This window comes from Bacillus sp. 3a (assembly GCF_017161885.1).
Classification (GTDB): domain Bacteria; phylum Bacillota; class Bacilli; order Bacillales; family Bacillaceae; genus Bacillus; species Bacillus safensis.
The window spans coordinates 529,649-549,267 of record NZ_CP067376.1; the positions used below are offsets into that span (position 1 = coordinate 529,649).

Here is a 19,619-nt window from a genome sequence, read left to right on the forward strand (position 1 = left end):
ACAAATACCTCGTCCTTATGATTCAAAGATAAGGATGGGGTATTTTTTATTGTCCACTTTTTTCATACAATTGTTCAAATGTTCCACGTGAAACACCACATCCATTTTTTCAAATGAAAGGGAGATTGACATGAGTGAACATGCATTGGTTTTACAATCAGATTTCGGCATTGATGATGGAGCTGTCAGTGCAATGTACGGAGTGGCAAATACGGTCAGCAGCAGCATCCGTATTTTTGATTTAACACACAATATTCCGCAGTATGACATTTGGGAGGCTTCTTATCGCTTGCTTCAAACCGTCACATACTGGCCGGAAGAGACGGTATTTGTTTCCGTCGTTGATCCGGGCGTTGGATCAGAGAGAAAAAGTCTTGTCGTCAAAACGACAAGCTCACACTATATCATTACCCCAGATAACGGGACACTCACGCACGTTGCCCAGGATATTGGCATTGTGGAAGCCCGTTATTTAGATGAAACCATTAACCGGCTGCCAAAGTCGGGAAAATCACATACATTCCATGGGAGAGATATTTACGCTTATACAGGGGCGAGAATTGCATCAGGTGTGATTTCTTTTGAAGAGGTTGGGCCAAAGGCGAATATTGATGATATTATCCATCTTCCAGTCGTTCAGGCCTATGCCGAAGAAGATGTGATCACAGGCACGATTGATATTTTAGATGTGAGGTTTGGAAACCTATGGACAAACATTCATCACACGCTATTTGAACAGCTTTCAATTAATTACGGCGATGCAATAGAAGTTACCATTGCCAACGGGCCGAAAAATGTGTATAAAAATATCATGACCTATGGACGATCTTTTGCCGACTTAAAGGTAGGCGAACCACTCGTATATGTCAATTCACTCGACCATTTAGGCGTGGCGATCAATCAAGGGTCATTTGCAAAGGCTTATAACATCGGTACAGGCACAGGCTGGCGCCTTTCGATTCGCAAAGCTCCGCGCATTATATACGAATAAGAGGAGGATACATCATGGCAGGAAAACAACTTTCAACGAAAACTGTCGTTGCCATTGGAATTGGCGCAGCCGTCTTTGTGATTCTAGGACGATTCGTCTCCATTCCAACTGGTATTCCGAATACACAAATTGAAACCTCATACGCATTCCTTGCATTAATGGCCGTGCTATTTGGTCCTGTTGCAGGCGCACTGATTGGTTTTATTGGCCATCTCATTAAAGATGCGACCACATTTGGCCCTTGGTGGAGCTGGATTATTGTATCGGGTGTCGTTGGTTTATTGATCGGCTTTATTTCTAACCGTTTAAAAGTAGAAGAGGGCGACTTCGGCTGGAAGAAAATCACGCTCTTTAATGCCGTACAAGCAGGCGCCCAGGCATTAGGCTGGTTTATCATTGCTCCTGTACTCGACATTGTGATCTATGCAGAACCTGCGAACAAAGTGTTTGTTCAAGGCATCGTGGCAGGGATTTCAAACATCATCACAGTTGGTGTACTAGGAACCATCATCATTGCAGCTTATGCGAAAACGAGAAGCAAAAGCGGCAGCCTATCGAAAGAAACATCATGAAGCAAGGTGGAACACATAAATGAAGAAACCGATGATTCAATTCGAACATTTCGGATTCAAGTATCGCAGTCAGGCAGAACCAACATTAAAGGATATCAACCTGACCATCTATGAAGGAGAAAAAGTTCTCATCGCAGGCCCGTCTGGATCGGGAAAAAGCACACTAGCCCATTGTATCAATGGGCTAGTTCCTGCGTCTTATAAAGGTTCTATGGAAGGAAGTCTTCACATCGGCGGGAAAAATGCAGAGAAAGAGAACATTTTCTCCCTCTCACAGCTTGTCGGAACGGTGCTTCAGGACCCTGATGGACAATTCATCGGGCTGACCGTTGGAGAAGACATCGCATTTACACTTGAAAATGATCAAGTCACACGCGAAGAAATGAACACACGTGTCGAGGAAGCTGCCAGATTAACAGAGGTAGACGGAAAGCTGGCATCGTCCGTGCATGAGCTGTCAGGCGGGCAAAAACAACGTGTCGCCATTGCGGGTGTACTTGTCAACGATGTCGACATTTTACTGTTTGATGAACCACTTGCAAGCCTTGATCCCGCAACAGGTAAAGAAGTCATCGACCTCATTGACCGGCTGCAAAAACAAACGAAAAAAACCATCGTGATGGTTGAGCACCGATTAGAGGACGTCCTCTTCCGTCATGTGGACCGCATTATCGTTGTCAATGAAGGAACGATTGTAGCGGATATGACACCAGATGAATTGCTCGCCTCAAACGTATTAGAAGCGGCGTATTTACGTGAGCCTTTATATGTAAAGGCGATGAAATATGCAGGCATTCCGGTTGCGCCAGGAGATCAAATCGCTGATTTACAGCGTCTCACCTTAGACGACGAGGCAAAAGAGAAAATCGAGCAATGGATGGAAGCATCTGAGCCATCAGTAGAGCAGATTGCAGCACAGGATTTACTAGAAGTGCGCGAGCTGTGCTTTGACTATCCAACAAGACCAAACACGCTGAGCAACATCTCTTTTACCGTCAAAAAAGGAGAAATGATCAGCATCGCAGGAGCCAATGGAGCAGGCAAGACAACATTGTCTAAGGTGCTTTGTGCATTTGAAAAGCCAACGAAAGGGTCAATTCTTTTAAATGGTGATGACATCACAGGAGATACGATCAAACAGCGCTCCGAACGAATCGGTGTTGTTATGCAAAACCCCAATCAAATGATTTCAAAACAAATGATCTTTGATGAGGTGGCACTCGGGCTCGTTTTAAGAGGCGTAAAGGAAGACGAGATCAAGGAACGGGTGGAGCGGGTCTTGAAAGTGTGCGGACTGTATCCATTTCGGAACTGGCCGGTCTCAGCCCTCAGCTTTGGACAGAAAAAACGCGTCACCATCGCGTCTATTCTTGTTTTAGAGCCAGAAATACTCATCCTAGACGAACCAACCGCAGGACAGGACTTTAAACATTACACAGAGATGATGACGTTTTTAGAGCAATTAAACCAGCAGGGTGTCACGATTTTCATGATCACCCATGATATGCACTTGATGCTTGAATACACAACAAGAACCATTGTCATTTCAGATGGAGAAAAAATCGCAGATGATACACCAGCCAAAGTGCTGACAGATCAGCTGCTTGTTCAAAAGGCGAGTTTAAAGGAAACGTCGCTGTATGAACTGGCGCTGAAAGCAGACTGGCCAAATCCAAATGAACTCGTGGATCGCTTCATTGAGGTTGACAGAAAGGAACGAATGACATGGCTGTAGACATGCTGTCCTATATCGATCGCCCGTCGCCGATTCACCGGCTGACAGGTGCAACCAAACTCATTTGCTTTATCCTCTGGTCATCCGCAGCGATGCTCACGTATGATACAGGCGTTTTAGTGTTTATGCTAGTTGCTAGTATCGTGTTCTTTCAGCTATCGAACGTACGATTTCGTGATATTTCCTTCGTGGTGATTGTCCTGGCGATTTTCCTACTGATCAATAACATCGCCATTTACATCTTTGCGCCCCAGCAAGGTGTCGCCATCTACGGAGCGAAGCACGAGCTATTTCATATTGCCGGCTGGTACAATGTCACACTTGAACAGCTTTTCTATCAGTTGAATATTACGCTAAAATATGTGACCGTGATGCCAGCAGCGCTTTTATTTATTGTGACAACAAATCCAAGTGAATTCGCCTCATCTCTCAGCCGAATTGGGGTCAGCTATCGGATTTCGTATGCGGTAGCGATTGCTCTTCGTTATATTCCAGATATTCAGCGGGATTTTCGCACGATCGCGATTTCTCAGCAAGCAAGAGGCATTGATTTATCGAAGAATGAAAAACTTGGGAAACGAATCAAAAATGCGCTATCGATTGTGATGCCGTTGATTTTCTCCAGCTTGGAGCGGATTGAGACGATTAGCAATGCGATGGAGCTGCGTGGGTTTGGAAAGCATAAAAAGCGCACATGGTTTACGGCAAAAGACTTTCAAAAAGCAGATTATGCGGCGTTATTGTTTGTTGGTGTGGTGCTGATCGTGTCGCTAGTGATTACATTTGTTAGAGGAACGAGATTTTATAATCCATTTTTATAGAAAGAAGCCTTCACAGGAGTGGAGGCTTTTTTTGTTTGGTTTGTGGATAAAAGATGTGGGAAATGGTAAAAGACTATTAACATGTGAATAAATCGGTTATATTGGACAATGAGCGAAACACTTGTGAATAACCAGAGAACTTATTGGAGGAATCAGAAACTTATGAACAAAACATTTTATGCGTGTGCAGAACACATAGAAACCGTATTAGACATGTACATAGATGATCATGAAACGCCGCCGGAATTCAGAAAAATCGAACATACACACAGTTTATCCACAACCTGTGAATTGTGCGATGAACCTGCAATATATATAGTGGGGAACGAATGATCGGACACAAAATACACAAATTTTATCCACAATTGTTGATAACTTATATGAATAACTTGTTCTTAAGGTGGGGATGACCTGTGAATATATCAATTATCACAGTAGGAAAATTAAAAGAGAAATATTTAAAGCAAGGCATAGCCGAATATACAAAACGATTACAGGCTTACGCAAAAATCGATATCATTGAGCTCGCGGACGAAAAAGCACCCGAGAATCTCAGCGATCAAGACATGAAAATCATCAAAGACAAAGAAGGCGAACGCATCCTAAGCAAAATCAACCCCGACGCCCACGTCATCGCCCTCGCCATCGAAGGAAAAATGAAAACTTCCGAAGAATTAGCCGATACAATAGATAAGCTGGCAACATACGGAAAAAGCAAAGTATGTTTTGTTATAGGCGGATCCCTTGGCTTAAGTGATGCCGTCATGCAGCGCGCGAATGAGAAGTTGTCGTTTTCGAAAATGACGTTCCCGCATCAATTGATGAGGTTGGTGTTGGTGGAGCAGATTTATCGGGCGTTTCGGATTGTTCGGGGGGAGCCTTATCATAAGTGAATGAGGTTTTATTTACAGTTTTTAGAAAAATAAAGTGGCTATAAAAATTAAACAATAACTTGAAACTTATAAGGACGGTGTTAAAAATGTCTGAAGTGAATTATGAAGAATTTGAAAAATATGAAGAAGAAAGTGAAGAAGATTTAAAAACAGTTCCTGAAGCTTTTTCAGAAGCAGTAATTTGGGGAACAGATTGGACAGTAGAAACTATTAATTCTCAACTAAGCAAAGGTAATATTGATTTAAACCCTAAATTCCAGCGTAGAGACGCATGGAGTGAAGTGGAGAAATCAAGACTAGTAGAGTCATTAATGCTGGGAATTCCTGTTCCGCCAATAATTCTCGCTGAAAAAAGAGACCGTAGAGGTAAGTATATAGTAATTGATGGAAAGCAGAGACTCCTTGCGATTAGACAATTTTGCGTAGACGAAGAAAGTGGTTTTGACAAGCTAAAGTTGAAGAGACTTCAATTTCTAGAAGAACTAAATGGAAAAACCATTGAACAAATTGAAGGCGATTATAGCTATGTTGATTACAAAAATCAATTTGAAAATCAAACAATTCGAACAGTTGTTATAAAAAATTGGCCAAATGAGGAATTCCTATTTACAGTCTTCCTTCGATTAAATACAGGAAGTAAAAAACTTTCGCCACAAGAGTTAAGACAAGCACTTCATCCGGGGCCATTCTTAGATTTTTTAGATGATGCAACTGCAAATAGTCGAACATTCTGGGAACTCCTTAATAATAACGAACCTGACTCCCGTATGCGTGATGTAAAACTTGCATTAAGGTATTATGCTATTAAAAATAACTTAGAAAGTAATGTAGGTAACATAAAATCGTTTATAGATAATACTTGTCTGTTATTAAATGAAGATTGGGAGAAAAGGGAGTATGAAATCAAGGAAAACTTTAAGGAGTTAGAAAAAGCCATCAATCTATGTATTGATATTTTTGGTAAAAGTGCTTTTAGTAGATTTAACGGAAAGAAGTACAATAATAGATTCAATAGACCTTTATTCGAAGTATTTACTTTTTACCTATCGAATATGGAAATATATAAAGTTGTTAAAGAGAATAAGGAAAGCTTTAAAAAAGAATTTGAAAACATTAGTACACATGATGTTAATTTCAATGAGTCCATTTCTTCTTCTACTAAAGAGTTATCTAGGGTTGAATATAGGTTTAATAAGATTGCTGATATAATATCAGCCTATACAGAATTTCCTATCTTAAAGTTAAAGAAATCTGATGGTTTTTTGAGAAGAGTGATGGAGGAATAATGGTGGAAGATGTTAAGACCTATTCCGTTAGATATTATAATTTAGAAAGTAGATTAAATGATTTAGAAAATCATTATGTATCACAGTTGTACGAAAAGTCTTTCTTAGATTTAAATCCTAAGGAATTAGACATGTGTAGAGGTTATAGAGTATTATGTCACGCTGAAGTGGAAAGTTATTTAGAGGACAGAGCTTTAGAGTTGTTAAACCACTCACGAAGTAACTGGTTTCAGCATAATAAGATTAAAACAAGTCTATTGTCTTTGTTTGCTCATTACAAATTTCTTGATAATCCTGAAATCAACGGGTATAGGGATGTAGGTGAAAGAGGTAATAATAGAAAATATATGAAGTTAGACGAGAAGATAGGAAAGCTATGTGCAGATTTTAAAGAAGAAAAGATTAAAATGAATCATGGACTTAAACAAAAAAACCTCATCAATCTGCTTGTTCCATTAGGGATAGATGTATTTGAATTAGATACAGCATGGCTCAGTACTATGGACTCTTTTGGCTCTAAAAGAGGAGAAACAGCGCACACTTCGGTACATACCCAGCAGCCGATAGATTTAACTACAGAGAAAAGTGATTTAGAAATAATCAAGCATGGATTAAGGGAACTGGATGAATTAATTGATAATATGCTAGAAGAGTAGTCTGAAGGAATGTGCTATTATGCTTATTCCTTTTCCCCTTTTTTAACAGAGTTTTTATGTGATATAGATATGACCGAGATGATTATTTCCCAAAAAAGGGGGTGATCAAACGCAAGAACACTGACTGAACTTATGCAGCTTAAAAGATGATATGAAATAGGACACAGTCGAATTCAGTGAAAACTTAAAAGGCACAAAAGGCTGCACAGCTTTAGCGTGTAGCTTTTGCTATTTTTGATAATAAACTCGAAATATTCCAATTGATAGAAGAATGGTAAAATAATACATGGTGAACTAAATAAAAGGTGGTGACTTTCCCTGAATAAAATACTTGATGCAAAAGTACTTATAAATGCTAATGATACAAGAGCAAAACACTACCGGGAACTCCGCTAACAAAATGGTAAATTTAAAAAAGGCACTATGGGGAGTATTTTGCTATAGGAGAGCGATTAGGTATTCATTAAGAATGGGAAGTATGGGTAAGTCTACAATTATTTCAGTTATGTCTTGATGAATGGATTAAAATAGGATGAATGATGAATTAAGCCTATGAATAATTAAATTTGTGAAGAACACTAAATTCTATTAGAGACAGATTTAAATCTACAATTCTTAAAATTCAGGGACCGTATAACGGATAGAAATATAAGGAGATGGATAAATGAGTGTATTTTCAACGGCATGGATTGATGGGAAAATTGAAAATATTGATAAATTAATACAGGAAAATGATGATAGAGAATTTATCTTTATTTTAGACACAAATTTTGCAATCATGGCCAGATACTATATTACAGATAGAAAAGGTTTTAATAGACATTATGAAAAACAAAAAGGTGACTTTGAAAAAAGTAATTAAGACAGTTAAGAATAATGCTAAAAGAATTATATATGCACTCGCATGTGAGGAAGCATCAAGATCAAAAACTACAGGTAATTTAGACTTTGAAAAGTATAAAGTAATGGTAGATTGTATAGGTGAATTATTTAATATGGATTTTAGAAGCGATTTATTATCTACTAATGAATTGCTGACTGTGGATATAAGATTTAGTAAAACACCGCTCTTACTTAAAAATGGTCTGTTTAAAAAGCAAGCAGTGATAACTTATACAACTATATTAAAAGCATATTTATTAAAACATTTTGATGATAGAGATAAGAAAACGAAAATTAAAGAAATGTTCCACTTTATGGCTGATGAAATAAATGTAATCTCACCCATTGGTACATCTTTTGTTATTCACTATTTAGGAGAAGAACCAAATATATTAAAAAAACTAGTCCTTCTATAGGGATAGAGAAAATTTTAAATAAAATATATGCAGCGTCAATTGATATGCTTCTGCCAACTCAAGTTTCCCAACTGGCGGAAATATCCAATTATCGAGAAGTACCAATTTTTGTTACTTTCGATAAAGGTATAAAGTTGTTGTTTGATTCATTACTTGTAATGGGAGAAAATCAATTAGCAAATGGAAAGAGAGTTCCGGAGTATTCAACCAAGATTTTTTATAGTTCAGGTTGGAAGGATGCAGATATCTATGAATTATGTGAGTATGTCTTAAAAGTTCAAAGGAGTAAGAGAAAAATAGTTGATAATCAGGAAAATGAGTTGATTAGAATTAATCATTTGGCAACTAAACTTGAAAAAGTATTAATGGAAAAGTTAAAATATAAATCGCATTTAGACTAGTAACGATGAGTTTTATCATAAGAACGATAGTTTTTTAAAACCTATTTCTAAAATAATAACTAGTTAAGGTACAGAGAATTTCCTGTTTTCTATAGATTTATTATTTAAAGATTTTCTTAGTTAAATATCGAATTATATAACATGAAAACAAATATTCAAAAATATGAAACCACAACAAGAAAAAGGGGTTATTTGAGATACAGATACTGATCATATGCAATCCATCCATACTTAAAGGAGACTTTCATGGGTTTTAAAGCTGACTTTAAACGTGAAATGCGTAACGTAGTAAAAGATGTAGAAAAAGAAATACATAAAACGTGGAAAATTGATTACAAAGGGCATTCTATAGAAATTATAAACCAAATAAAAGAAGAACAACTAATCATTGATGGTGTGACAGTTGATAGAAAACAACGAAAAAGTGTATTGTCTCATATAATTCCATATTCAAAATTGTCGGGGATATTGGAGCTTCAAGATGGTACAAAACACAAGGTGTCCGTTAAACTTGGCGGGTATGTACGATTTCGTTGTATTGTGAAAGTAGATCATGAAAAGGTTTTAGATGATTCAATGAAGATAGACTTTCTACCGTGGGATCATAAAGAGAAAATCGTCCCCTTTATTCAACAACAAATTCGAACACATCATAAAATAGTAGACGACCGTTTACCTGATGAAGATTATTTATTTTATGAAAATGAACCACGATTTGCTCCCGGTTTATCTGATTATTATGTAGATGAACGACCTGCCCCTTTTTATGTGACGAAACTATTGAAGCTTTTTGAAAAACAACTGAATCATCCTACAAATGAAACTAGAAAGAAGACTTACGAAAAAATCATTTCTGACAATATGGCGAGCCGCAGTAGTGAATTAATCGAACGATTTCAGCAAACACAATGGGATGAGTCTCTTGTACAGCAAGAAGCGTTATGGCTTCTTGAACACGCAGCACATCGGGAGGTTGTAAAATTTGCGGTCACGATACTAGGATGTACGACCTGCGAAAAATACAAAGAGCTCTTATTCACAATAGGTATGCACGAAGAATTTACTTCTTATGTCGCGTTTGCATTGAAGAATGGCACAATTCAAGGAAACGAACATGTTTGGCGTCTTGCAAAGTCCGTCGATGGATGGGGAAAAATTTCGGCTGTTGAGCAATTGGAAGCATCGACGCCAGAAATAAAACGATGGTTATTAACAAAGGGCTGCGAAAATACAATCATGAATGAATACTTAGCCTATACTTGCGCTCTTAATGGTGATCTGGAAACAGCTTTATCCGAAGATGAAATTCCTAAAGAATTATATGATGGAGCGAGTCTCATCATTCAAGCACTACTAGAAGATGAGGTTTCTATCTACGGAATCGAAGAGTATCCAAATGCATGCTCAGTTCTCTGCTGTTTTATTCACCATGCTCATAAGCACTGCCAAGCAATTGAGGACTTTTATCCAATATTGAAAATAAGTGAGTTTTTAAATGATAATCAAGATATTTGGGGAGAGCGTTTGAATGATTCATGGAAACAGGACGATTATAGGGCTATCCAGGAAGCTGTTCAACCGTTTATCAATGACAGTAGATGGCCAAAGCTTGCAATCGATGCGTTACAACAGGGTTTTAGCTCCCAAGCACTTAAAGTCGCTCTCTTTTATCGTTTAGATGTGATTGAGCATCTATTTGCCTTACTTGAGAAAGATCCGGCAAATAGTGAAATATACTTTGCTGTGATGGACACCAATTATCCCCAGTATATTAGAAAGCTTTGCACATTTGCAGAAACACATTTTACGTTATCAAGTCTTTCAGATGATGAAGTGGCTTGTCTACAATATATTGTGCAAGATTTATATGAACACGAAGGTGTAGGATTACCATTGATTCAAGCCGCACTTAGATCAGATGATGGAAATTTACAGTATCATGCTTTAAGTGTATTAAAGGAATGGTCTCCTTCGTATTCGCAGCAAGCGGCCACAAGGGAATTGATTGAACATATTTCCATTAAGACGGATGATAAAGAAGATCGAAAGTTAGCCAAACATTTGTTAAAGAAATAATATTTGATTAACTAGCGCATAACAATTCAACGGGGATAAAACATAAAAATATTAGAAAGCAGGCACACCATGCACACAATCAAAAAAATAGGCCAAACCTTCTCCTACATCACACCAGTATCACTCACTGACCGCCCCATCCTAGGTATGTTCGTAAGCAATAACAAAACATTAATGATCGATGCTGGTAATTCAGAAGATCATGCGAACTATTTCATCCAAAAAACCTTAGGAAACGAGAACGCTTCGCCCGATATGGTTGTCCTCACGTATTGGCATTGGGATCATATTTTTGGTCTGCCGGCGCTGCCTAATTCGGTTTCGATTGCTTCTGCAAAGACCAGAAAGGAAATGGAGAAGCTTCTTCCGTTTTCGTGGTCTGATGAGGCGATTGATGAACGGGTGAGGGAAGGAACGGAGATTGAGTTTTGCGCAAAGGCGATAAAAGAAGAATATCAGGATTATCGAGATATTCAGGTAGTTTTACCGGATGTGACGTTTGACCATCGGATGGAGATTGATCTTGGCGGGGTTACTTGTGTCGTGCAACATGTTGGAGGCGATCACGCTATCCAACATAAAATAATATTCTAATAACCTTGGTAGATAATAACCTCATTTAAAGGCATCACGGTGAGCCTTATCATAAGTTAGTGAGGGGTGAGAAGGCTAAATTTAGCTGTACAAGCAGCAAAAAAGTACTCTAATCCTTTTCCATCAAACATCTCCATTGCACTGAAATGGAAGATATAACCACTCTGCAAAAAACCGATTAAGCCTAAAGCGGCGGGAGTGATCTAGTAAAATAGAAAGTTTTATGGGCTCTCAAACAACACATGTTGACATATCGTTATTTATCAATATAATGGTTTGTATGGAGCCAATAGAAGTTTTCAAAGCCTTATCCAATGAATCAAGATTGCAAATTTTACAATGGCTAAAGGAACCTGATCGTCATTTTACACCCCATGAAGGGATTGATATGAATACTACAGGGGTATGTGTTAGTCAAATAACAGATAAATTGAAAATGACGCAATCAACAGCATCTCAATACCTTTCAATTTTATTACGAGCTGGATTAATTACGACAGAGCGTATAGGTAAATACACGTATTATAAAAGAGATGAAAATGCCATAAAAAAAATTGCTGAGATTCTAGAAAAAAATATTTAATAAATGAACTGAATTCATACATCAGAATTCAGTTTCATTTATTAAATACAAATCGACTTATCGTAATATGTTTTTTTGTCTATACATATTAACAATTCTAGATATGTGAATGTATTATATATAAGGAGTGATTTACATTGTCAAACACTGTAAAGATTTACATTTTAGCTATTGTCAGTTTTTTAGTTGGTACATCAGAGTATATTATCTCTGGTATTTTGGATAATATTTCTGAATCATTAGGGATTACGATAGCTGCAGCTGGCCAGTTAATTACGATTTTTTCTCTTGTGTATGCCATCTTCACCCCAGTATTAATGGCTTTAACATCGGGAATGAATAAACGCAAGTTAATGTTATTTTCACTTAGCGTTTTTATTTTAGGTAATATTCTTGCATTCGTCCTCCCTGGGTATCAATTATTTATTGTGTCAAGAATTATTATGGCTCTTGGAGCGGGGATGGTCGTAGTTACTGCATTAACAATTGCTGAAAAAATTGCACCAAAAGGTAAGCAAGGTACCGCTATTGCTACAGTAGTAATGGGATTTACAGCATCATTGATCATTGGCGTTCCACTGGGCAGAATGACTAGTGATTTCTTTGGTTGGAAAGCTGTATTTGGAGGAATAGCCTTACTCGGATTATTAGCCATGGTGATCATTTCTCTTACGATTCCAAAAATCCAAGGGGATAAACCTGTACCTTTAATTCAACAACTCGCTCTTTTTAAAAAACCAAAAGTAGTGTTGGGATTAGCCATCACCTTTTTCTGGCTCGGTGGTTATTCAATTGCCTATACCTATCTATCCCCTTACCTTTTAAATATATCGGGTGTAAGCAGCAAATTGCTGAGTGGAGTTCTCCTTGTATTCGGGATTGCTAGTCTAGTTGGGTCAAAGTTTGGTGGATTTAGTACCGATCGATGGGGTGTGAATTTTACTCTGATTAGTGGAATGACATTACATGTCATCATGCTCATATTGCTCTCACTAGTTACGCATTCTTATGTTGGAGTATTACTCATTTTAATATTATGGTCATTTGCTGCATGGTCTTCTGGTCCGACTCAACAATATCACTTAGCTACAATGGAGCCAGAGTCATCAGGTATACTATTAGGTCTCAATCAGTCAATGATGCAATTAGCGATGGCTGCAGGTGCAGCTATTGGAGGTATCTTTGTAGAGAGGGTTTCTCTATCTTCTGTTACTTGGGCAGGTGCTTTAGGCGTTGCAATCGCGATCATTGTAACAATATTGGCTTCGCGTGCTACTTCGAGTAATGAAATTCGATATACTTAAACAGTAGAACGATGGGAAAAAACGTGATTTTAAAAAATAATGACAGAAAGTAGGAAGCACCTTTGCACTCAATTAAAAAAATAGGTCAGAGTTTTTGGTACATCACACCAGTAGCACTCACCGACCGCCCCATCCTAGGCATGGTCGTAGGCAATAACAAAACATTAATGATCGATGCCGGTAACTCAGAAGATCATGCCAAATACTTTATCAAAGAAACCTTAAAACACGAGAACGCCAAGCCCGATCTCGTTGTCCTCACGCATTGGCATTGGGATCATATTTTTGGTCTGTCAGCGCTGTCTGATTCGGTTTCGATTGCTTCTGCAAAGACCAGAAAGGAAATGGAGAAGCTTGTTCCGTTTTCGTGGTCTGATGAGGCAATCGATGAGCGGGTGAGGGAAGGAACGGAGATTGAGTTTTGCGCGAAGGCGATAAAAGAAGAATATAAGAATCATCGAGATATTCAGGTGGTTTTACCGGATGTGACGTTTGACCGTCGGGTGGAAATTGATCTTGGCGGGGCTACTTGTGTCGTGCAGCATGTTGGAGGCGATCATGCGGCAGATTCCGTGATCGTGTATGTGAAAGAAGAGAAAATTCTTTTTCTTGCTGATTGCATTTATCCAAAAATGTATGCCGAAAAAGTACATTACACGGTGAAAGAAATATTGCGTCTTTTAGATGAGTTAGAAACTTTTGATGCAGAAACGTACATTCCTTCACACCAAAGACCGTGGAGAAAAGAGGAGTTTCGTCAGGAAACAGACAAACTTCGGATGATAGCGAAATTCACTGATCAATGTGGTGGAGATAAGCAGAAAATCACGAAAGAATATCAACATTACGTGAACAGAGAACTGAAAGAAGAGGAATTAGAAACCATTGATTACTTTGTAAATGGTTATTAAATAATCACTAAAAAAAGTCTCATTTGAGTAATTTCCCTCAAACGGGACTTTTTTTGCATCATGTATTGTGACAGACTTATTTTTGGCATTGATCATAAAAACAATCCCCAAGTAGGCTTGAGTTTTCCTTATTAGGAGGTAAAAAACAGATGGACAAAATAACTGACCCTTACGACACTTTCAAAACCAAAATATCCAAGTATCCAATCGAACAAAATCATTGGCAAGCCTTCAAAGAAGGAACAACGATTAAACAATTAAAAGCAGGTACATGTATGATCAAAGCTGGCGATCCGGTGAAGCATGCTTATTTTTGCATAACGGGGCTCTTCCGTCTGTTCTATTTGTTACCGGATGGAAGGGAGTACAATGTGGCTTTTACGTTGGAAGATGATTTTGCTACTTCTTATGCAAGTATGATCAACGGGCAGCCTTCTCCTTATTCGATTGAAGCGATGGAGGATTCGATCGTGATTGAAATTCCGTATGATCTGCTTCAAATGTTGATGGATAGAAGTCATATGTGGGAGCGCTTTGTTCGGGTTAGTGTAGAAAGGCTGTATACGAGAAAGGAAGAGCGTGAGAGGGAACTGCTATATTTGCCCGCAATTGAGCGATATCAGGCGTTTTTATTGAAATATCCTGGGTTACATCAACGTATCGCTCAATATCATATTGCCTCATATATTGGCATTTCTCCGGTTTCGCTGAGCAGGCTGCTCCATACAGCTGAACATTAACCTATGTTAATGCATACTCCCTAGATCTGACGTACAATCATCACATCATAGAAGAATCGGGGGTATGATGATGAAATATATGATGGTTGTTTTATTAGAGTTCTATCCATCTTGGCTTGCTTTACCACGAGAGGAGCGAAGAACCCATGCGGCTTCGCTGCAAGAGTTGATGCAGAAATATGAGGAACATGTGAAGGTGCGCTTTTTTGATGCTGAAGCTCTTCCGGGTAAGGATTACACAGATTTTGTGATGTGTGAAACGGATGACCTGAAATTCTATCATTTTATGTGGGAAGAGATTAGAGATTCTATTCCTTACACAAGTGGTTATGTCAAAATTAAAGAGGTCATCATGGGAATGGAAAATGCTTTTCAAACATATGAAAAGGAATCTCTGAAAATGAATCAGTAATAGAAAACCACCTGCTATCAGGTGGTTTTTTGTACATTCTTTTTTTTGGTATAATCAGAGGTAATGTTAGAACGGATAAATTTTTGAACTGAATCGGAGGTATATATGAAACAGCTTTACATGAAGCAGAAAGTATTTAGCCTGAGCGGCAGGTTTACGGTAAAGGATCAACAGGAGAACGATGTATATGTGGTCGAAGGCAGCTTTATGAAGATGCCGAAGACGTTTACCATTTTGAATACAGAACGAGATGAAATCGCTGTGATTACGAAGAAAATGTTTACCTTTTTACCGAAGTTTCTAGTAGAAGTTAATGGTCAAGAGGTATTGACGATTAAAAAAGAGTTTACGTTCTTTAAAGCAAAATATTCAATTGATGCTGCTGGGATCGAAGTGCAAGGTAACTGGTGGGATATGAATTTCCAGGTGCTCCAGAACGGCGAAGTGATTGGTCAGGTGAAGAAGGAATGGTTTACTTGGGGTGACAGCTATAAGGTTGATATTTTGAAAGAAGAAATGGAGCCTGTGATGATTGCGCTCGTTGTTGCGATTGATTGTGTGAAAGCTGATGAAGCAGCGTCTAGGTCTTCGTCGTCGGCGACGACGAATTAGTAAGAGAATATCAATAAAGCCTCGAAGAGCTTAAAGTTCTTCGAGGTTTTTTATTTTATTGAATCTTATTATTCATAAATTATGAATTTTTTAGGTTATGCTCTATTATTTAACTTTAATGTTATAATAATCAAATAAATTGATTAAGGAGTTTGAAGAATGAAGAAAAAGACGTTATTCATTATCGGTAGTAGTGCAGTTCTTTTACTTATTATTATCTTTTTGGTGGCTGGACGTTCAACAAACCCAGCAGATTTGGCGAAAGAATTTAAGGAAAAAGTGGAAAATGGAGATGCAAATGGCTTAGTTAAATTAGTAAAGCTTCAAAAAGAGGAGATGTCATGGGACAAGAAGGATGCCGAAAGCATTATTAACTATCTAAAAAATGAAAATAAAGAATTTGAAAATCAAGTAGAGTTATTAGAGTATCAAGCAAAGTATTATAATTCAGACGGTAAGGATGGTACATTTACTGAGAGTCTATTTGGAAAAGCTTTTTTGTCTATGGGTCCATTTTTTATAGAAAAAGAGAAAGGTCTATTTGGGCGCGAGAAATATACACTTAAGGCAAGAGCTTATAAGGTAGAAATAGAAGCCATGAAAGGGGCAGAGCTCTCTTTTAATGGTGAGAAAATCAATTTAGAAAACAACCATTCTAAACTTCTGGGCTATTATGGACCAGGTGTGTATAAAGTAAAAGGAAAAAAGAAGTTTAACTATACAACAGTAAATGATGAGGAGGAAATCACACTTTTTGATGCTGATTCTTTTGAAAAAACAGTGAGTCTTAATTTTTCAGGCGATAATGTAAATGTTTCATCATCAATGCCTAATACTGAAATAGTGGTAAATGGAAAAGGAACTGGAGAGGAAATAGAAGAAGGTACTACGTTTGGTCCTGTAAAAGATGGGATAACCCTTCAAGGTAAAGCTGAATTTCCTTGGGGAGTGGGCAAGAGTAAAGAATACGAAATAAAAGTTGAGGAAGATACTGACTCATCTTCTTTTGGTGGATCAACGAATCAATATGATTTAACACCTAATCCAATTATTGATAAAACATTTAAAGAAAATATTAAACAAGTAATAAATGATTTTGCAAAACAGAGGGTTGAAGCTAAAAATTCAAAGGACGCAAATAAGTTAAAAAATGTGTCTGATAATCTTAAAAAAGATTATATAGAAGTGATTGCTGATTATGATTCAAATAATTATTATGAAGGAAAGGCACTAGGAACTAGAATTGATTTTTCTAAAGCAACCTATGAATTAGGAAGTGGCGGTTCACATTTGATACATATTCCAGTGGAGTTTCATGTTAAAGAAAGAGAAGTGCTTGAATATGTTGACAGTGAAAGCGAAGAAAGATTTTCAGAAGTTGAACTTACCTTGGAATATATTGAAGATAAAAAGACCTGGTTAATTAGCAGTGTTGAAGATGATTATTCAGCTGATGATGAATATATGACTAGCTCAGAAGTAGAAAAAACAAGTTTTTAGTTTGATCAAGGAAAAAATCATAAAATAATTATGATATTTTAAAGAGAGTCATTCTGTGATTATCTAATTGAAGAAGAGTGCTTCAAAGCACTCTTCTTCAGTTCTATTTAGAACAAATCACAATTCTTACAAATACTAATGGAAACTAAAAATGAAATCTATAGACGAAATAAAAACAACGAGGTGAGCACACTGATCACATTCCAATACAAAGTATTTCTAACAGTCGTCGAATGCGGTAGTTTTACAAAAGCCGGGGAGAAGCTTGGGCTGACGCAGTCTGGGGTGAGTCATAATATTGCGAAGCTTGAGTCGGAATTAGGGATTGTGCTGCTTCGGCGGAATCGAAACGGGCTTTCGTTAACGGACGCAGGTGAGCGGGTGATGCCGCATATCCGGCAAATCATGCATCATGCGGCATTGCTTGAGCAGGAGGCGGCGCTGATTCAAGGGATGGAAGTAGGGAGCATCAAGATTGGGACATTCCCCAGTTTTTCTTCAAATGTCCTTCCACGCCTTATTCATCGTTTTACGCAAAGCTATCCGCATATCAAGCTGGAGTTATATGAAGGCGGTTATGAGGAGATTGAGGAATGGATTGCTTCAGGGACGGTTGATGTTGGTTTTTTAACGCAGTCATCGAGGGAATTTGAGACCGTTCCACTTTTTCAGGATGAGTTGGTGGTGCTCATACAAGAGAATCATCGCTTTCATACGAAGAAAGTGATTGAAGTGGACTCGCTACATGATGAAGCCTTTATCATGCCGAAAGCGGGCTGTGACATACTCGTTAAGAAGCTGTTAAAAGAAAGAGGCGGCGTGAAGCCTCATGTTCTGTTTGAAATTGAAGACAACAATACGCTCATTTCTATGGTGCAAGAAGGGCTTGGGATCACGATCATTCCCAAATTAGTGTTGCCGCCGCACATACCTCATACGAAAGTCATTCCACTGGAGACGAGCGTCTTTCGTGAGGTCAACTTGGCGCTCAAATCATTCAAAACAGCTTCCCCATCGGCCAAGAGGTGGATCGAAACGGTCAAAAATCATTTTAAATAGAATCAGCTTGAACAGGAAGTCCCCATTCAAGCTGATGTTTTATAAAGTCAACACGCCGCGGATCGTGATGACAGCTGCGCCTGCCACTTTGATCACCGGCTCTGATTCATTTGGAATGACTGTGATACGAAGCAAGCCAGGTCTGCCGATGGCATCCCCTTGGGCAATGTTCAGGTGAGTGATTTCTTGCTGAGAAATGATACCCTCCAAATAAAGATATCCAGCCAACGCCCCATTTGCTGCCCCCGTCACAGGATCTTCGGGTATACCAATCCCAGGTGCAAAATCCCTCGTATAAAGATCGCATTCTTTTGAGGGGTGAAACGTATAAAGGTGGGTTGTCGAGATGCCATGCTCTTTATTCATTCTAGCTAAAGCCGCTAAGTTTGGTGCCGCTTGATCAATGTCCTGTTGGTCCTTCATCGGAACAAGAAGATGCCAGTTACCGGTGTTTGCTAATTTGATAGGATAGGAAGGATCAAGGCGGTCACTGCTCACACCAAGCATGTCACTAAGCTCTTCTAAATCGATGACAAAATCTTGCGTCTTCGGTGTCACCTGCGTCATTTCCACATTAACGACTTTGCCGTTTTCTTCATTCCATACAACAGGAACATTGCCGATCTTTGTTTCTAACACAACCCCTGATCTCTCTTTAGCCAGTCCTAGCTCCGTAGCCAGAAGCCAAGTCAATCCAACAGTCGCATGCCCGCAGAAATTGACCTCTTCCGTCGGGGTGAAGTATTTGACACGATAATCGGCTTCCTGATCATGGGCAGGCAGCAAGAAGACCGATTCCGGTAAATTCAACTCCTTGGCGATGCTCTGCATGTCATCTTCTGTTAAAAATTCACCATCCAACACCACCCCAGCGGCATTTCCTCCAAATTTCTCAGTTGTAAACGCATCGACATGATACACTCTAATGTCTCTCATCTGACGAACCCTCCTATACACTCTTGTTACGTTAATCATAAGTTTGTTTGATGCATTCGTAAAATGAATCTTTTTGATAGTTTAAATCGGAAGTGTTCATGTAAGAAAGGAGGGTTCCCTGTACCTATTAAATTGGTATTTTGATAAGTCTTTAGTCATGTTATTAACTCTTGTATCTATACTAGATGAAATGTATAATATTTGTATATAAAAACATTAATAGGAAAAGTGAGGATATA

The 19,619-nt window shown here is 38.3% G+C and carries 21 protein-coding genes, 1 pseudogene and 1 other annotated feature (1 of these 23 cut by a window edge); of the genes and pseudogenes, 21 read left to right on the top strand and 1 reads right to left on the bottom strand.

The window, feature by feature from the left end; genetic code table 11:
- Positions 1-20: a binding site (T-box leader), on the top strand (it extends 251 nt beyond the left edge of the window).
- Positions 21-130: 110 nt separating this feature from the next.
- The 21 genes and pseudogenes from JJ692_RS02530 (at position 131) to JJ692_RS02630 (ending at position 18,444) form a co-directional block, all read left to right on the top strand.
- Positions 131-991: an SAM hydrolase/SAM-dependent halogenase family protein gene (locus JJ692_RS02530; RefSeq protein ID WP_024427616.1), complete on the top strand. Its 861-nt coding sequence runs from the start codon at positions 131-133 to the stop codon at positions 989-991.
- Positions 992-1,005: 14 nt separating this feature from the next.
- Positions 1,006-1,563 carry an ECF-type riboflavin transporter substrate-binding protein gene (locus JJ692_RS02535; RefSeq protein ID WP_024424020.1) on the top strand — a complete coding sequence of 186 codons (558 nt, stop codon included), beginning with the start codon at positions 1,006-1,008 and terminating at the stop codon, positions 1,561-1,563.
- A gap of 19 nt (positions 1,564-1,582) precedes the next feature.
- The gene (locus JJ692_RS02540) at positions 1,583-3,298 is read left to right on the top strand and encodes an ABC transporter ATP-binding protein (RefSeq protein ID WP_176967100.1); all 1,716 of its coding nucleotides are present in this window, start codon (positions 1,583-1,585) and stop codon (positions 3,296-3,298) included.
- Positions 3,289-4,119, top strand: a complete 831-nt coding sequence (locus JJ692_RS02545) for an energy-coupling factor transporter transmembrane component T family protein (RefSeq protein WP_206534171.1) — start codon at positions 3,289-3,291, stop codon at positions 4,117-4,119. Before JJ692_RS02540 ends, JJ692_RS02545 begins: the two co-directional genes overlap by 10 nt.
- A 162-nt stretch (positions 4,120-4,281) precedes the next feature.
- A complete protein-coding gene (locus JJ692_RS02550; RefSeq protein WP_065215011.1) occupies positions 4,282-4,452 on the top strand; it encodes a CxxH/CxxC protein in 171 nt (56 codons plus the stop codon).
- An 80-nt stretch (positions 4,453-4,532) separates the two neighbouring features.
- A complete protein-coding gene (rlmH, locus tag JJ692_RS02555) occupies positions 4,533-5,012 on the top strand; it encodes a 23S rRNA (pseudouridine(1915)-N(3))-methyltransferase RlmH (RefSeq protein WP_101677485.1) in 480 nt (159 codons plus the stop codon).
- 86 nt (positions 5,013-5,098) lie between these two features.
- Positions 5,099-6,298, top strand: coding sequence for a DUF262 domain-containing protein (locus JJ692_RS02560; protein ID WP_206534172.1), 1,200 nt, complete (start codon positions 5,099-5,101; stop codon positions 6,296-6,298).
- Positions 6,299-6,300: 2 nt separating this feature from the next.
- Positions 6,301-6,954, top strand: a complete 654-nt coding sequence (locus tag JJ692_RS02565; protein WP_155518478.1) for a HEPN domain-containing protein — start codon at positions 6,301-6,303, stop codon at positions 6,952-6,954.
- A 664-nt stretch (positions 6,955-7,618) separates the two neighbouring features.
- A complete protein-coding gene (locus tag JJ692_RS02570; RefSeq protein WP_206534173.1) occupies positions 7,619-7,816 on the top strand; it encodes a hypothetical protein in 198 nt (65 codons plus the stop codon).
- Positions 7,800-8,252 carry a hypothetical protein gene (locus tag JJ692_RS02575; RefSeq protein ID WP_206534174.1) on the top strand — a complete coding sequence of 151 codons (453 nt, stop codon included), beginning with the start codon at positions 7,800-7,802 and terminating at the stop codon, positions 8,250-8,252. Before JJ692_RS02570 ends, JJ692_RS02575 begins: the two co-directional genes overlap by 17 nt.
- Positions 8,253-8,296: 44 nt before the next feature.
- Positions 8,297-8,653, top strand: a complete 357-nt coding sequence (locus JJ692_RS02580) for a hypothetical protein (RefSeq protein ID WP_206534175.1) — start codon at positions 8,297-8,299, stop codon at positions 8,651-8,653.
- A 246-nt stretch (positions 8,654-8,899) separates the two neighbouring features.
- Positions 8,900-10,729 carry a hypothetical protein gene (locus tag JJ692_RS02585; RefSeq protein ID WP_206534176.1) on the top strand — a complete coding sequence of 610 codons (1,830 nt, stop codon included), beginning with the start codon at positions 8,900-8,902 and terminating at the stop codon, positions 10,727-10,729.
- Between the two features lie 69 nt (positions 10,730-10,798).
- Positions 10,799-11,320: pseudogene (locus tag JJ692_RS02590) on the top strand (MBL fold metallo-hydrolase); the annotation flags it as partial.
- A 283-nt stretch (positions 11,321-11,603) separates the two neighbouring features.
- Positions 11,604-11,906 carry an ArsR/SmtB family transcription factor gene (locus tag JJ692_RS02595; protein ID WP_025093701.1) on the top strand — a complete coding sequence of 101 codons (303 nt, stop codon included), beginning with the start codon at positions 11,604-11,606 and terminating at the stop codon, positions 11,904-11,906.
- Positions 11,907-12,043: 137 nt separating this feature from the next.
- Positions 12,044-13,210, top strand: coding sequence for an MFS transporter (locus tag JJ692_RS02600; RefSeq protein WP_025093702.1), 1,167 nt, complete (start codon positions 12,044-12,046; stop codon positions 13,208-13,210).
- A gap of 62 nt (positions 13,211-13,272) precedes the next feature.
- Complete coding sequence (locus tag JJ692_RS02605; protein WP_103132544.1) at positions 13,273-14,121, top strand: MBL fold metallo-hydrolase; 849 nt, start codon at positions 13,273-13,275, stop codon at positions 14,119-14,121.
- Positions 14,122-14,270: 149 nt separating this feature from the next.
- Positions 14,271-14,861, top strand: a complete 591-nt coding sequence (locus tag JJ692_RS02610) for a Crp/Fnr family transcriptional regulator (RefSeq protein WP_151863308.1) — start codon at positions 14,271-14,273, stop codon at positions 14,859-14,861.
- A gap of 70 nt (positions 14,862-14,931) precedes the next feature.
- Positions 14,932-15,273, top strand: a complete 342-nt coding sequence (locus JJ692_RS02615) for a darcynin family protein (RefSeq protein WP_151863309.1) — start codon at positions 14,932-14,934, stop codon at positions 15,271-15,273.
- A 105-nt stretch (positions 15,274-15,378) separates the two neighbouring features.
- Positions 15,379-15,885 carry an LURP-one-related/scramblase family protein gene (locus tag JJ692_RS02620; protein ID WP_135033117.1) on the top strand — a complete coding sequence of 169 codons (507 nt, stop codon included), beginning with the start codon at positions 15,379-15,381 and terminating at the stop codon, positions 15,883-15,885.
- Positions 15,886-16,044: 159 nt separating this feature from the next.
- Positions 16,045-17,385: a TcaA 3rd/4th domain-containing protein gene (locus tag JJ692_RS02625; RefSeq protein WP_103132547.1), complete on the top strand. Its 1,341-nt coding sequence runs from the start codon at positions 16,045-16,047 to the stop codon at positions 17,383-17,385.
- A gap of 138 nt (positions 17,386-17,523) precedes the next feature.
- A complete protein-coding gene (locus JJ692_RS02630) occupies positions 17,524-18,444 on the top strand; it encodes a LysR family transcriptional regulator (protein ID WP_241258014.1) in 921 nt (306 codons plus the stop codon).
- A 39-nt stretch (positions 18,445-18,483) separates the two neighbouring features.
- Here the strand turns inward: JJ692_RS02630 and JJ692_RS02635 are convergent, their stop codons facing one another.
- On the bottom strand, positions 18,484-19,380 hold the full coding sequence (locus tag JJ692_RS02635) for a PhzF family phenazine biosynthesis protein (protein ID WP_206534177.1): 897 nt from the start codon (positions 19,378-19,380) through the stop codon (positions 18,484-18,486).
- Positions 19,381-19,619: the final 239 nt, after the last annotated feature.